Annotated in this window: 16 protein-coding genes and 1 tRNA gene; 11 read left to right on the plus strand and 6 right to left on the minus strand. The window is 65.9% G+C overall.

Translation table 11 applies throughout. The annotated features are described in order from the left end of the window. Positions 1 to 173 precede the first annotated feature (173 nt). Both NA12_RS20925 and NA12_RS20930 read left to right on the plus strand, forming a co-directional pair. Positions 174 to 1,205: a M23 family metallopeptidase gene (locus tag NA12_RS20925; protein ID WP_243654810.1), complete on the plus strand. Its 1,032-nt coding sequence runs from the start codon at positions 174 to 176 to the stop codon at positions 1,203 to 1,205. A 75-nt stretch (positions 1,206 to 1,280) separates the two neighbouring features. Further along, positions 1,281 to 1,463 (plus strand): YegP family protein, encoded by a 183-nt coding sequence (locus tag NA12_RS20930; protein WP_067453929.1) that lies wholly within the window; start codon positions 1,281 to 1,283, stop codon positions 1,461 to 1,463. 87 nt (positions 1,464 to 1,550) lie between these two features. Here NA12_RS20930 and purD read toward each other — a convergent pair whose 3' ends face one another. Continuing rightward, positions 1,551 to 2,834, minus strand: a complete 1,284-nt coding sequence (gene purD / locus NA12_RS20935) for a phosphoribosylamine--glycine ligase (RefSeq protein WP_067453932.1) — start codon at positions 2,832 to 2,834, stop codon at positions 1,551 to 1,553. A gap of 216 nt (positions 2,835 to 3,050) precedes the next feature. On the opposite strand from purD, the gene NA12_RS20940 reads away from it, so the two are divergent. From NA12_RS20940 to NA12_RS20975, 7 genes are all read left to right on the plus strand, one after another. Further along, positions 3,051 to 3,428 carry a PH domain-containing protein gene (locus tag NA12_RS20940; RefSeq protein WP_067454594.1) on the plus strand — a complete coding sequence of 126 codons (378 nt, stop codon included), beginning with the start codon at positions 3,051 to 3,053 and terminating at the stop codon, positions 3,426 to 3,428. A gap of 14 nt (positions 3,429 to 3,442) precedes the next feature. After that, positions 3,443 to 3,868 (plus strand): HIT family protein, encoded by a 426-nt coding sequence (locus tag NA12_RS20945; RefSeq protein WP_067453935.1) that lies wholly within the window; start codon positions 3,443 to 3,445, stop codon positions 3,866 to 3,868. 81 nt (positions 3,869 to 3,949) lie between these two features. Continuing rightward, positions 3,950 to 4,471: a DUF3558 domain-containing protein gene (locus NA12_RS20950; RefSeq protein WP_067453938.1), complete on the plus strand. Its 522-nt coding sequence runs from the start codon at positions 3,950 to 3,952 to the stop codon at positions 4,469 to 4,471. A 36-nt stretch (positions 4,472 to 4,507) separates the two neighbouring features. Further along, positions 4,508 to 4,900, plus strand: coding sequence for a hypothetical protein (locus tag NA12_RS33735; RefSeq protein ID WP_132369760.1), 393 nt, complete (start codon positions 4,508 to 4,510; stop codon positions 4,898 to 4,900). A gap of 31 nt (positions 4,901 to 4,931) precedes the next feature. Continuing rightward, a complete protein-coding gene (locus NA12_RS33740; RefSeq protein WP_165914770.1) occupies positions 4,932 to 6,302 on the plus strand; it encodes a PPE domain-containing protein in 1,371 nt (456 codons plus the stop codon). Beyond that, the gene (locus NA12_RS20965) at positions 6,299 to 7,054 is read left to right on the plus strand and encodes an ESX secretion-associated protein EspG (protein ID WP_067453947.1); all 756 of its coding nucleotides are present in this window, start codon (positions 6,299 to 6,301) and stop codon (positions 7,052 to 7,054) included. The genes NA12_RS33740 and NA12_RS20965 overlap by 4 nt, the downstream gene beginning before the upstream one ends. A 212-nt stretch (positions 7,055 to 7,266) precedes the next feature. After that, positions 7,267 to 8,280 carry a 1-aminocyclopropane-1-carboxylate deaminase/D-cysteine desulfhydrase gene (locus tag NA12_RS20975; RefSeq protein WP_067453955.1) on the plus strand — a complete coding sequence of 338 codons (1,014 nt, stop codon included), beginning with the start codon at positions 7,267 to 7,269 and terminating at the stop codon, positions 8,278 to 8,280. Between the two features lie 586 nt (positions 8,281 to 8,866). Here the strand turns inward: NA12_RS20975 and NA12_RS20980 are convergent. Further along, positions 8,867 to 10,090, minus strand: a complete 1,224-nt coding sequence (locus NA12_RS20980) for an RNA polymerase sigma factor (protein ID WP_067453958.1) — start codon at positions 10,088 to 10,090, stop codon at positions 8,867 to 8,869. Beyond that, positions 10,087 to 10,434 carry a YciI family protein gene (locus NA12_RS20985; protein ID WP_067454597.1) on the minus strand — a complete coding sequence of 116 codons (348 nt, stop codon included), beginning with the start codon at positions 10,432 to 10,434 and terminating at the stop codon, positions 10,087 to 10,089. Before NA12_RS20985 ends, NA12_RS20980 begins: the two co-directional genes overlap by 4 nt. 551 nt (positions 10,435 to 10,985) lie before the next feature. On the opposite strand from NA12_RS20985, the gene NA12_RS20990 reads away from it, so the two are divergent. Beyond that, the gene (locus tag NA12_RS20990) at positions 10,986 to 11,738 is read left to right on the plus strand and encodes a hypothetical protein (protein ID WP_132369758.1); all 753 of its coding nucleotides are present in this window, start codon (positions 10,986 to 10,988) and stop codon (positions 11,736 to 11,738) included. 126 nt (positions 11,739 to 11,864) lie between these two features. On the opposite strand, the gene NA12_RS20995 is transcribed toward NA12_RS20990, so the two are convergent. From NA12_RS20995 to NA12_RS21005, 3 genes are all read right to left on the minus strand, one after another. Next, a tRNA-Thr gene (locus tag NA12_RS20995) sits at positions 11,865 to 11,936 on the minus strand. 77 nt (positions 11,937 to 12,013) lie between these two features. Continuing rightward, positions 12,014 to 12,250 (minus strand): MbtH family protein, encoded by a 237-nt coding sequence (locus tag NA12_RS21000; protein WP_022565839.1) that lies wholly within the window; start codon positions 12,248 to 12,250, stop codon positions 12,014 to 12,016. A gap of 131 nt (positions 12,251 to 12,381) precedes the next feature. Then, on the minus strand, positions 12,382 to 13,215 hold the full coding sequence (locus tag NA12_RS21005) for an alpha/beta fold hydrolase (RefSeq protein ID WP_067453964.1): 834 nt from the start codon (positions 13,213 to 13,215) through the stop codon (positions 12,382 to 12,384). Between the two features lie 174 nt (positions 13,216 to 13,389). Between NA12_RS21005 and NA12_RS34195 the strand changes: the two genes are divergently transcribed. Further along, the gene (locus tag NA12_RS34195) at positions 13,390 to 13,548 is read left to right on the plus strand and encodes a hypothetical protein (RefSeq protein ID WP_165610244.1); all 159 of its coding nucleotides are present in this window, start codon (positions 13,390 to 13,392) and stop codon (positions 13,546 to 13,548) included. Positions 13,549 to 13,557: the final 9 nt, after the last annotated feature.

Consider the following 13,557-nt stretch of genomic DNA (forward strand, 5'->3'; position numbering starts at 1 on the left):
CCCCTGGGTGCTCCTCATGGTTCAACACAGCGCGGGCGAAGCCCGGTCCTTGTGGATCGCCCCACTACCCAGAGGTCGCCATCAGTCCTCCGCACAAGCGATAGGCTCCGCGTAATCGCTGCGACAGCGGGCGCGACAACGCATCGGCGGGGTGCGGCCAGAAAGGGGTGGTTGTGGATACCGGCAAGGGCGCCGCGGAGACAGGGTCCGCAACCAAACGTCGGCCGGTCAGCGTCAATGGTCGTATTCTGCCCGCGAATTGGCGTACGGAGTTGCCTTCGAAGGTCGGCACGCGTGATCGCATAGCCGAGTGGGCGGCACGTTATCCGCTGGTCACCGAGGTCGCGGGTGAGCTCCGCAGCGGTGAAATGCGCAAGGTCTTCTGGCGACGGCCCCGGGCGCAGGCCGAAGATCTGTGGACGCGTAGGCCCAGCCGCGAGCGGGTGCGGCAGGTCCTGATCGAACGGCGTGTACTCATCGCCGGGATGCTCGCGGTCGCGGTGTTCGTGGCGGCCGACGGACCGTTCGGCGGCGAGGTCGACGAGCGACCGCTGGCTCCGGGCGAAGCGCTCCACGTGGCCATCGCCTATCCCCCGCAACTGCTGCCCAACCCCCAGTCGGTGCGGCCCATGCTCGATGCCATCGCCGCGGGCGAGCAGCGCCGCGAAGCGCAGGTGGTCGCCGCGGCGGCCCGCGCCACTCTAGAACGCGCGAAGGCGGAGGCGGCGGCCGCGGCGTCGGGTGAATGGCAGGACTGGATGGGCCAGCGCGCCCCGGTGGTCCCCGGCGCGATGGTGCCCGGCTCGACCCCATCCCTCGGCGGCTTCAGCCTGCCCGCGAAGGGCGTGTTCACCTCCGGTTTCGGTTCCCGCTGGGGCACCATGCACCGCGGCATCGACATCGCGGGCCCCATCGGCAGCCCCATCTACGCCGTCGCCGACGGCACGGTGGTGGAAGCGGGCCCGGCGCAGGGCTTCGGCCTCTGGGTCCGCATCCGCCACGACGACGGCACCATCAGCATCTACGGCCACATGTACGACTTCTTCGTCTCCCAGGGCGAGCGCGTCCCCGCCGGAATGCAGATCGCGCGCATCGGCAATCGCGGCGATTCCACCGGCCCGCACCTGCATTTCGAAATCGTGCAAAACGGTCAACACGTGGACCCGCAGGCCTGGCTCGCGCTGCACGGTTTGCGGCTGGATTGACATCACGCCGAGACCACCTCGAACGTTACTGTGAAACCTGTCGAGTGATTTCCTCCGAATCGAAGCGAGGCAACCATGGCAGGCAAGTTCGAGTTGTTCAAGGACAAGGGCGGAAAGTTCCGTTTCCACCTGAAGGCCGGTAACGGCGAAATCGTCCTCGAAAGTCAGGGTTACGAAAGCAAGGACGGCGCCAAGAAGGGCATCGCCTCCATTCAGACGAATGCTCCCGACGCCCAGGTCCTCGACCTCACCGCCTGATCGGCGCGAGCGCGACAATTCGCGGACGCCTATTCTCCCGGTCGATCGTGATCAGCGATCGCACACCGCTGATCACGATCGAACGAATCAGCCCGCGACGCTGTTGCGTTCCGGAACGACAACCTCGGTCGCGCCGATATCGGTCCGGAAATGGCTGCCGGGCAACTTGATTCCCGCGAGTCGCGCGTATGCCCGCTCCCGCGCCTGCGCGAGATCGGCACCGACGCCGACCACGTTCAGCACCCGCCCGCCCGCCGATACCAGCGCCTTGTCCGCGCGCTGGTCCGTCCCGGCGTGCAGCACCAGGGTCTCGCCCTCCAGCGCGCCGTCCTCGGCACCGGTGATCACATCGCCGGTGCGCGGGCGCGCCGGATAGTTCTCGGCGGCGAGCACGACGGTGATCGCGGACCCGTCCTTCCAGCGCGGCGCGTCCACCTCGGCCAGGCGACCGGTCGCGGTGGCGTGCAGGAGTTCGGCGAACGGGCTGTCCAGCAGCGCGAGCACGGCCTGGGTCTCGGGATCGCCGAAGCGACAATTGAATTCGACGACAGCCGGGCCGTTCGTGCCGACCGCCAGGCCCGCGTACAGCAGGCCGGAGAACGAGCTGCCCCGCGCCACGAGCTCCGCGGCGACAGGCTTCACCACATCTTCGACGATCTCGGTCAGAGTCTCCGCCGGGAGCCACGGCAGCGGCGTGTAGGCGCCCATGCCGCCGGTGTTCGGGCCGGAATCGCCGTCACCGACCCGCTTGTGGTCCTGCGCGGGCAACAGCGGAATCACGGTCTCGCCGTCGACCAGGCAGAACAGCGACACTTCGGGCCCGTCGAGGAACGACTCCAGCAGCACCGGATGCCCCTGTTCGAGCAGCTCGGCGCCGTGATCGCGGGCCGCGCGCCGGTCGGCGGTCACCACCACGCCCTTGCCCGCGGCGAGCCCGTCGTCCTTGACCACCCAGGTCGGGCCGAAGCGGTCCAGCGCCGCGTCCAGCTCGGCCGGGTTGTCGACGATCTCGCTGTGCGCGGTCCGCACCCCGGCCACCGCCATCACATCTTTCGCGAACGCCTTCGATCCTTCGATCCGCGCCGCGTCGGCCGACGGACCGAACACCGGGAAGCCGGCCGCGCGCACCACGTCGGCCACGCCGAGTACCAGCGGCACCTCGGGGCCGATCACCACCAGGTCGGCGGCTACTTCACCGGCCAACGCGGCGACGTCGTCGGCGGCGCAGGGATCGACCGGGCGCAGCTCGGCGTGCTGACCGATGCCCGGGTTGCCCGGGGCGGCGATCACCGCCGTCACGGACGGGTCCCGGCGTAGCGCCAGGACGAGGGCATGTTCACGGGCTCCGGAACCGATGACGAGTACGCGCACGGCCTCAGATTAGTCGCGCACCGCGCGCGTACTTCGCACGCCCCGACCGAGACGAGGTAGCGCTCTCGGGTAGCTCGAACCTCACCCACCACGAGTCCCCGCCGACCCGATGATCGGGCCGTGGCGATCCAGGTCAACCCTCGCGGCCCGGGTTCGATTGCGCCACAATGGAACCAGGTGCGGCGCGGCAGCCGCCACCGAAACGGGGAGAACACCATGGGCCTGCTCGACGGGATGATGGGCAACGCCGGCCGGGTAGATCCGGCGGCCGCCCAGCAGGAATACGCGAAGCTGTTCGGGCAGGGCGAGCAGGTGTACGCCGCGTTCATCCTGGTCCGCGACGCGATGCTGTTCACCAACCGCCGCCTGATCATGGTCGACAAACAGGGCGTCACCGGCCGCAAGGTCAGCTACCACTCCATCCCCTACCGGTCGATCAGCCACTTCACCGTCGAGACCGCAGGCACCTTCGACCTCGACGCCGAGCTCTACATCTGGATCGGCAGCGGCGGCGACCCGGTCAAGCAGCGTTTCAACCGTCAGGTGGACATCTACGAGGTGCAGGGCATCCTGTCGCATTTCGTGTCGATCTAGCTACGCTCACCGGTATGGCATCCGTCTTCAGCGCGATCATCGCAGGTCAGATCCCCGGTCGCTTCGTCTGGGAGGACGATGAGTTCGTCGGCTTCCTCACCATCGCCCCCGTCACCCAGGGCCACACCCTCATCGTCCCGCGCGCGGAGATCGACCACTGGCAGGACGTGGAACCCGCTGTGGCGGCCGCGATGATGGGCGTGGCCCAGAAGATCGGCCGAGCCGTCCGCGTCGCCTTCGACGCCCCCCGCGCCGGCCTGCTCATCGCTGGCCTCGAGGTCCCCCACCTGCACACCCACGTCTTCCCCGCCTACTCCATGGGCGACTTCGACATCTCGGGCGCGAACACCGACCCCACCGCCGAATCCCTCGACGAAGCCCAGACCAAGATCAAGACCGCCCTGCGCGACCTCGGCTACGGAGCGAACGTCCCAGCCTGAGTTCCGCCCCCGATGGAACCGAAACGACCCGACTCGCGTCTAAGACATCGAGTGGTCGTTGTGCGCGAAAGAGGAGAGACGATGCGACTGGTTGGCTTTGCCGCCGGGGTGTGCGCTGTACTGGCGCTCGCCGGATGTTCCAAAGCGGTCGACGGGCAGCCCGAGGCCAGCGGGGCGCCGCTGACCAAGGAGCAACTGTTCGATCCCTGCACGGTGTCGGACAGTGTGCTGCGGGCGGCGGGTCTTGATCTCGCATCGAAGGACAGCAACTTGTTCTCGGTCCCCCGTGCCGAGTGGAAGGGGTGTGGCTGGCGTGCGGATGGTTACTTCGTATCGTTCATGTCGACGGTTTACACCACTGAGGAAATCCGCTCGAATGAGCGATATCACGGCTTCAAAGATGTGACGGTCATGGATCGAAACGGCCTCCAGTTCTACATCGGCAACGAGACACCCCCAGTAGAGTGCGAAATCGCATTTGATACCACACAGGGCCGAGCACTCGTTAATGCGAGCAAATTCGTAGATAGTAAATCGACGACCGACCCATGCGCCCTAGCTGCGAACGCGGCCCCGCATTTCGTGGGTTCTATTCCACGCTGATCGTGGTCCATATCAACCGGGGAGACAAGTACAGCAATGGCAGAAATGAATGCGCTAGCAAAAGACTTTCAGACTTTGGCGGGCGAAGCAGCTTCGGGACAACTAATAATTGAATATGACGCGGCGGAGCGTTGCGCGAAATGGTGCGATGACTATATAAACGATCTACGAAGCCTTTCTGCGCGCACAAGGAGGATGGTCGACGCCGACTCCTTCGGCAGCCTCAACTCCGCCAAGACCCTCGCAAAGAAGTTTGCAGACCTGGCCGATGGAGGCGAAGGCACCGGCTCCTATCTCGACGCAGCCCGGCAGCACATCGAGATACTGACGCAGATGGCCGACATGTACCGCAAAGCCGGTACCGCGTACAAGAACTGCGACGAAGCTACCCAGCTCGCCATCAAGCAACAAATCAACAAAATAGACTGAATCCGGGGGGAAAATGACATTCTCAGATTTCATGAGCAAACTGGGCAGCGTCGCATTGACAGCGTCGAGCCCGTCCAGAATTAGCGACCGAATCGGCTCGCTGTTCGATTCCGACGTGTCCGCCACACAGTCGGAGCTGGACGCCCAGGCCGCCGGTGACAGCGCACGGACCCGCATCTACGCCGAGAATTCGAGCCTCGCCAGCGGATTCACTGGCGAGTACACCCCGCAGGTCGTGCCGCCCGTCATGGAACCATTCACTACCATGAGTCATTCGGACATCATGAAATTTGTCGAGTCGATCAAGCCCGAGACAATGAGCACCAGTGTCCAAGCCTGGCGACAATTGGCAACCGACACCACAACGAAAGCCACGGCCTTCCACGACAACATCCAGAAGGAAATGGAACGAGGTTGGTCGGGAAGTGCAGCGAGCCAAGCGCTGGCGAGCACCAAAAGCTACCTTGCCGAAGTGCACAAGGTCGACCAAGCCGCCTCCCTCATCGGCAACAAGATGGAAGAGGCGTATTCCGGCTTCAATCAGGTGAAGTACTCGGTACCGCATGAGTCCGACAAGCAGAGCAGCACCGTGGGCGGAGCGGTCTTTTCCGCCCTCGCGTCAGCGATTGCGCCCGGCGCCGGTACCGTCACTTCCCTCATCATGGACAGCACCAGCGCCGGCCGCTCCGACGCCGCCCAGGCAGCGGCTCGCCAGGTGATGGAGACCGTCTACAAACCTGTCGCGCAACAGTCCGACACGCAGGTCCCGAAGGTGCCCGAGCCATCGAAACCCCAGTCCGACAAGCCGACTGGCGATACCTCCAAAGACAAGCCGACGGGTACGACCACCGACAAACCCAACGGCACCACCACCAAGCCGAGCACCGACGACACCACCCCCTCCACCACGGAGGAGCCGGAATCCCCCACTACCACCGACCCCGGTGACGACGACACCACCGACGACCAGACGACCGACGACACCACGGACGACGACACCACCGCCGCCTCGACAACCCCGGAAACCCCCACCACCACGACCCCATCGGGCACCACCCCTGGTACGACCCCGGCGGGCACGTCCCCCGGCGGACTCGGCTCGGGCGGCGGAGCGGGCGCGGGTGCTGGTGGCGGAGCCGGCGCGGGCACGCCCGGCGCGGCTGTCCCCGGTACCGCCGGTCAGAAGCAGGCCGTCGGCGCGGGAGCTGGCGCGGGTTCCGGTGCGTCGTCGGGCCGTTCCGGCATGTCCGGGATGGGCGGCATGGGTGCCCCGGGCGCGCGCGGCGGCGGCAAGGACGACGAGAACGAGCACCAGGCCCCCGACTACCTGCGCGGCGTCCACGAAGAACTGCTCGGCCCCGAACGCCTGCACGTCCCGCCGGTGATCGGCGGCGACGCATGACCGACTCCTGGGAGTTGACCCCCTTCGAATTCTGGGTCGCCTGGGAAACGCTCGGCCGCGACCGCATGCCCTGGCCCCTCACCTTCACCGCGGGTGTCGAAACCCAGGTCGAGTTCGACCTGGAGTGCCGTCGCGCCGCGGATTCACTGATCGCCAAAATGGGCACCGACGAGTCCCTCTACCACGCCTTACACGCCCTGGCGCACCCCGAGATCCGCGTGGAACTGTTCGGCCACCGCTTCGACGGCCGCACCCGAATGGTCCGCGCCTGCGCGACCACCGAGGCGAGCAACGGCGTGGTCGCCGCCCAACTCCCCGGCCCCGAATACGGCCAGGGCGGCAACATCCTGATCTCGCTACGCCCGGCCCACGCCATCGTCACCCGCCTGCTGGCCATCCTCCCGAAAACCCCCGCGGGCACCACCGGCGGCTTCAACGTCCACCGCGACGACTTCACCACCACCCCCGACCCCTACGCCCGCCACCGCACCCCCGCCGAACAAGCCCTCAAATTCCTCAAACGCCCCTTCTCCACCTACGCGGAATTCCGCGTGGCCACCGGCCCAGCCCTGGACGGCTGGCAAGAAGGCGGCACCACCCTCCAACTCGTCGACTACACCGACGACGGCCGCTACCTCATCCACGAAGGCGAACGAGTAGAGGTAACCCCCACCACCCCCGACCGAATAGAAGCCCACCTCCACCACCTGATCGAGAAAGCCACCGCCACCACCCGCCAATCAGCCTGGTAGGCAACAGCACTGATCGAAATATCCACAGTGGAAATCGTGTACAGCCCGGGGTGTCTGCACACGATTTCCACTGTGGGGAGTATCGGACTCACCTTGTTCGACGGCGATCGCGATGGCCGCACGCAGCAGATTGGCTATGGTGGACAGCAGCTGATCCGAGGAGGGAATTTGCCGCGCTCACAGACCGGCGGCTGGTTCCAGCACACCGGCCGATGAACACTCCGCTGCTGCACCAACGCTTTCCGCGCCTGCGCGAAACCCTGCCGCATATCGGACTGAGCTCCGGCCCGACACCGGTTCGCCCGCTCGATGCGCTGCCTGCCGGTCACGCGCCGGTCTGGCTCAAAGACGACTCCGCGTTCGGTGACGGCGGGTGGGGTGGCAACAAAGTCCGCAAGCTGGAATGGATTCTTCCCGAAGCACACCGGCGCGGCTCACGGACGATCCTGACCGTCGGCGGATTGGGTACGAATTGGGGACTTGCCGTTGCCCTGTACGCACGTGACCACGGACTCGGCACCGCGCTCGCCCTCGTCGACCAGCCCGTGGACGAGCACGTCCGCGCACAGCTGAGCCGACTTGAGAACAGTGGCGCCGCGCTGCATTTCACCCATTCGAAGACGCGGACCGTCCTCACCGCGCCGATACTGCTCGCCCGGCACACCAGCGGTGGGCATCCGCCCTACTACCTGCCGCCCGGCGGATCCTCACCGATCGGCGTCCTCGGATACGTCGAAGCCGCGCTCGAATTGGCCGGACAAGTACACCGCGGCGAGCTACCCGAGCCCACTCACCTCGTGACCGCCGTCGGATCCGGCGGCACGATCGCGGGGCTGCAACTCGGTTTGCGGATGGCGGGCCTGACGACCAGAGCCGTCGGTATCGTCGTCAACGACACGCTGCGGTTGGACCCGGCGACTATCACCCGGCTCGCCCGCCGCACCGCGCGACTGCTGCGTCAGCGAGGCGCGGACCTGTCCGATCTCGAACCGCGACGCGAGGACATCGACATCGTCACCGACTGGCTCGGCAGCGGCTACGGCCACCCCACGCCGGAAGGCGAACGCGCCCAAACCTTGTCAGCCGACCGAGAGCACCTGCACCTCGAACCCGTCTATACCGCCAAAGCCATGGCGGCACTGCTGGCGATGAACGAACAGGGCGTCTTCGGCGACGGCCCCGTCCTCTACCTCAACACGAACGGGCCGCGACAACCGAGCGAGTAGCTGCGCGCCCCGGGACAACGCCGTACATCGGCGAGAGGACGACTTCGTCCGATCGGAGCAGCAGGGAGTACCTCAGCTGTACGAAAACTGGTACGGCACAATTATCGCGTACAACAAGGGGAATTCGATGAGGCGGACCTCGCCTCAGCGCTGCGCCCCAGCCCGCGAAGCAGATCGCGCGGGCGGCGTGCCAGTCGCGACCGCCTGAATTTTGCGAGGGCAGCCTGTGTATTCGGGCTGTCACCCAGTACGAATATCGCGCTGACGAAACTCGGGTAGCACGCGGGCGACAGTCGCGAAGTCGTCGTCAGTATGTAGGACGGTCAGATCGTGGTGAACCGCAGTAGCGCACACAACCAGGTCGACCACGCCTGCCGAGCGATGCTGCCCCCGCTGAGTCAGCTTGTACTGAGCGGTCTCGACCTATCTCCACACATTCTTGGGGACGCCTGCGGGTTTGAAAACCGCCTCGATATCGGCGGCGAGATCATCGCGGTCAGCTGGACCCGTCGCCGAGAACAAGAACTCGGCCCGTGTGACTTCACAGATCCAGAGCACTCCGCCGCCCGTGGAGACGCGGCGGCTTCTACACCAGATGCTCTCGCCTCCTGGTGAGATACGCGCGCTCGGCCGGGTTCTGCGTGGCGGCGATCGCGGCGTCGTAGGCGGACCTCGCCTCCGCGCCGCGTCCCAACCTTCGCAGCAGATCGGCGCGGGCGGCGTGCCAGGCGTGGTAGCCGTCGAGGGGCAGTGAATCTATCTGCGCCAGAGCGACATTGGGACCGTCGAGTTCGGCGATGGCGACAGCTCGGTTGAGGGTGACTATCGCGGTCGGGGTCACGGCGTAGAGCTGGTCGTAGAGGGCGACGATCTGGGTCCAGTCGGTGTCGCGAGCGTCGGTCGCGTCGGTGTGGACCGCGTTGATCGCCGCCATGAGCTGGTAGCGACCGGGCCGGGCCCCGCCTGCCGCGACCCGGCCCAGGCATTCGCGCACCAGCGCGTGTCCCTCGGCGATGAGGGCACGGTCCCAGCCGCCGCGATCCTGCTCGTCGAGGGTCACCAGTTCACCGCCCGCGAAACGCGCCGCACTGCGCGCGTCGATGAGCAACATCAACGCGAGCAACCCGGCAACTTCACCGTCATCGGGCAGCAGATCGCGCATGATGCGGCCGAGCCGAACAGCTTCGGCCATCAAGTCGGCCCGAATGGATTGCGCGCCTGCGAGATACCCCTCGTTGAAGATGAGGTAGATGACAGCCAGCACACCGCCGAGCCGATCGGTGACGTCATCGCGATCGGGCACGCGGAACGGGATACGCGCGGCTTTGATCTTGGCCTTGGCGCGGGTGATGCGTTGCGCCATGGTGGTTTCGGCGACCAGGAACGCACTGGCGATCTCGCCGACGGTGAGCCCGCCGAGCAGGCGAAGCGTCAGCGCGACTCGCGCCTCCGGCGCCAATGCCGGATGGCAACAGGTGAATACGAGCCGGAGCCGGTCATCGTTGATCGGTCCGGTCGGTTCGTGCGGTGTCTGATCGTCGATGATCATGGCTGCCTGGTGTTTCGCGTCGCGCAGTGATTCACGGCGGATCCGATCGATCGCGCGGTTGCCCGCGGTCTTGGTCAGCCAGCCGCCCGGGTTGGGCGGTATGCCGTCGACCGGCCACCGTTCGATGGCTGTGAGCAGCGCCTCGCCCGCGGCGTCCTCGGCGATGTCGAGATCGCCGAAACGGCGCGCGAGCGAGGCGACCACCCGGCCGTACTCCTCGCGATAGATCCGGTCGATCCGTGCGCGAGTGTCGTCGCTCATGCGCCGTCGAACGTCCTGATCTCGATCTTCTGCTCGCAGACCGCCGACGCCCTCGCGGCGATCTTCAGCGCGGCGTCGAGGTCGGGCGCCTCCACGATCCAGAACCCGCCGAGGCATTCCTTGGTCTCGACATACGGACCGTCGGTGACCACCACGTCGGCGCCGGTGTTGTCGACCGTGGTCGCCTCATCGACCCGCCCGAGCCCACCCGCGAAAACCCACGCCCCCTCGGCCCTGAGCTCATCATTGAACCTCCCCGTCGCCTCGTACGACGGCTGCGCCTCCTCCTGCGGAATGTCATAAACACTCGGGTCGACAACAACGGAGAGCAGGTACTGAGTCATGGTGAATCCCTTCCTCGGTGGCTGCCGGTCGGCCGCCTCTACCCACACCACGAACGGGCCGACCCGGATACGACAACTCTCGACGAGATTCCTCGATCTTCTCCGAAATAGCCGCGTCGTTCCAACGAGACTCACGTCTTCGTTGCTGCTCGACGGCTCTTGATGGGATAGTCGGCCGATGGACTCCAGCCCCCATCGCTGGTTCCCGTTAATGAGATCTGGTTCTGGAGCGAAGGCCACCAGGCAGCTGAACGAGAGGCCGGAGCCGATGTCGAGGCCGGACGTCACCACACCTTCGACGACGCCGAATCGTTCACGGCGCACCTCGACAACCTGATGTCGGGTCCAGTGGGGTAGTGGAGTGGGATGCCGGGTGCTGGATACGGAAAACCCCCCGCTCTGGTGGGCGGGGGGTTTCCGGGGTCTATTAGCGACAGATCCTGTCTGACGCTGTACGTCGTTCACGATACCTTACTCGACCCGCATCGGGCCAGATGCGAGGCCGATGATGCTTGTAAGTTCAACCTATGCCCCACCGGATCGTGCCCCACTTGAGCCCCGCTCGACTGGCTCTGTACCGGGCAGAGTGCAAAGACCCGAGTGACTACCGCGCCGGAGCGCTCTACACATGGCAACTGGAACTACACGCGGCCTGGTACGAGGTTCTCGGCTTGGTCGAGATGCTGCTCCGCCACTCCCTGGACAACGCCCTGGCCGGCTGGAACACCTCGAGCTCCCTGCCGGGAGGAGGCACACCGGACTGGTTGCTCTCCTCGGCCAGACCCCTGAATTCCCTGAGCCGGAGTATGTCGTCGGACGTGCGAACCGCGGCAAAGAAGGCTGCCGCCCGTCGAGCACCCACTCACCCCCGGTTCGGTGCCGCACCCACCCATGACGACTTCGTCGCACAGCTGACGTTCGGCAACCTCACCCATCTGCTCCTGACGAAAACAGCGCCGACGAACCGATCAGCACGTGCCACGGGGTTCTCCGGCCGCGAAAACCTCTGGTTGCATGCGGCGATCAATGCCTTCCCGAACCGCCATGACGTGTGGCCTGCCGGGGCCAGGAAGGACACCCCGGGACGCCAGGTCTGCCTCGGATACCACATCGGCAACACCGTGGAGCGACTGCGAGTTCTCCGTAACCGCGTCGGACACCACGAGCAGACCCTCGCCGCCAACCACGCGGCACGCCATGAAGACGCCATCCTGCTGGCCCGAGCGATCGACCCTTACGCAGCCGCAGCGATCACACAGCTCAGTTCGGTACCTCGGGTACTGGCACGCCGACCCCGATTTTGATCTGATATCAGGCCTCACGGTGAGCGTCGGTGGGTGGAACACCCCAGCGGCGTGAAGGTGCGTCCACAGTGAGGCCACAACTGACACGCAAAAGGCCCTGACCTCGGTCAGAGCCTTTGCTGGATGAGCCCCCTGTCAGGATTGAACTGACGACCTTCGCTTTACAAGAGCGGTGCTCTACCACTGAGCTAAGGAGGCGGGTACTGCGGCGATCATCATAGCCGCACAGTCCACCGCGCGACACCGGATAGATGTCACGCGGTGGACTGAGGGGATCAGGACTGGGCGCGAGCTGCGTCGTCGGCGGCCATCGCATCGCGAAGGCTCTTGGGCCGCATGTCGGTCCAGTTCTTCTCGACGTACTCGACGCACGCTGCCCGGCTTTCCTCGCCGAACACGACGCGCCAGCCCGCCGGGACCTCCGCGAACGCAGGCCACAAGGAGTGCTGCTCTTCGTCGTTGACCAGAACGAAGAAGCGGCCGTCCTCGTCGTCGAAGGGGTTGGTGCTCATTTCACCTCACTGGATACTGGCGCTGTGTACAGGATCACTGCGCGGCCGCGAAGCCACGAGCGTTGGGGTCGACCCTAGCAAGGCATACGTTACTGGTTGGGAGTTACCCGATGCTGCGCCGGTCGGGGTCCTCAGGCGGCGAAGAAATCGAGCAGGATCTTGTTGATCGCCTCGGGACGTTCCAGGTAGCCGTAATGTCCGGTATCCGGGACCTCCTGGTAGCGGGCGCCGGGAATGGCCTCGGCGACCTCCCGCGACAGGTAGGGCGGAATCATCCGATCATCGGCGAACCCAATTGCCAAGCAGGGCACGGTAATCGAACGATACGCGGCGACCCGATCGAAATCGTGGTCCATCGCCCGCTGGGCACGGACGCCGGGTGACGGCGTTCCCACCGAGAACTCGAACAGGTCGAGCCAGTCGCGCGCCGCGTGCGTGTCGGCCATCGTCGCGGGCGACAGATTCATCACCGCGCTCAACGCCGCCTCGAATTTCGCGGGCAGCTTCACGCCCGTGGCATCGAGGTCCTGCTCACCGGCCGACAGCGTCTTCTGGAACTGATCGAGCCTGCCGTGCCCGGCCATGAACACGGCCTTGCGCACCAGATCGGGGCGGGCCAGCGCCAACTCCTGCGCCACCCGCGCACCCATCGAGGTACCCGCGATCAGCGCGGGACCTTCGTCGAGGAACTCGATCAGCGCGGCGGTGTCGGCGACCAGTTCCTCGATCCGCATTCCGCCCGGGGCCTCGAAGGACGGCGCGATCCCGCGATTGTCGAACACACAGACGCGATAACCGGCCGCGACCAGCGCCGGAACCTGGTGCAGTTCCCAGACGCGGCCGGGCGAGCCCGTCCCCATGATCAACACCACCAGCGGACCACCGCCCTTGACGTCGGTGCCCTTGGTACGGTCGCCCTTGACCTGATAGTTCAGTGCGATGCCGTTCACCGTGGCCAGTGGCATGAAATAAACCTCTCTGCGGGGTCGATCGGGTACCACCCCACGGTAACGGGACCGCCACGACACGACACCGGGGCGGGGTGTTACGCGTCGCTACTTCATCGGCCGTGCGCCGGCGCCCGATAGTATTGATCACTCGCAGGTAGAGCGCAGGGAAACCGGGAGGACGAACCCATTATGGCCGCGAAGAGCACTGCCAACGACATCGCCGACGACGAACTAGAGCCGCTTGCCGACGAGACCGCCCGCCAGGCACAGAAGGTCGTCGCGGCGCACGCCGAAGACGCCGACGAATGCCGCATGCTGCTGTCGATGCTCGGCATCGCCCCCGCCTGACACAGCGCA

The organism is Nocardia alba NBRC 108234 (genome assembly GCF_001612665.1).
GTDB classification, from domain to species: domain Bacteria; phylum Actinomycetota; class Actinomycetes; order Mycobacteriales; family Mycobacteriaceae; genus Nocardia; species Nocardia alba.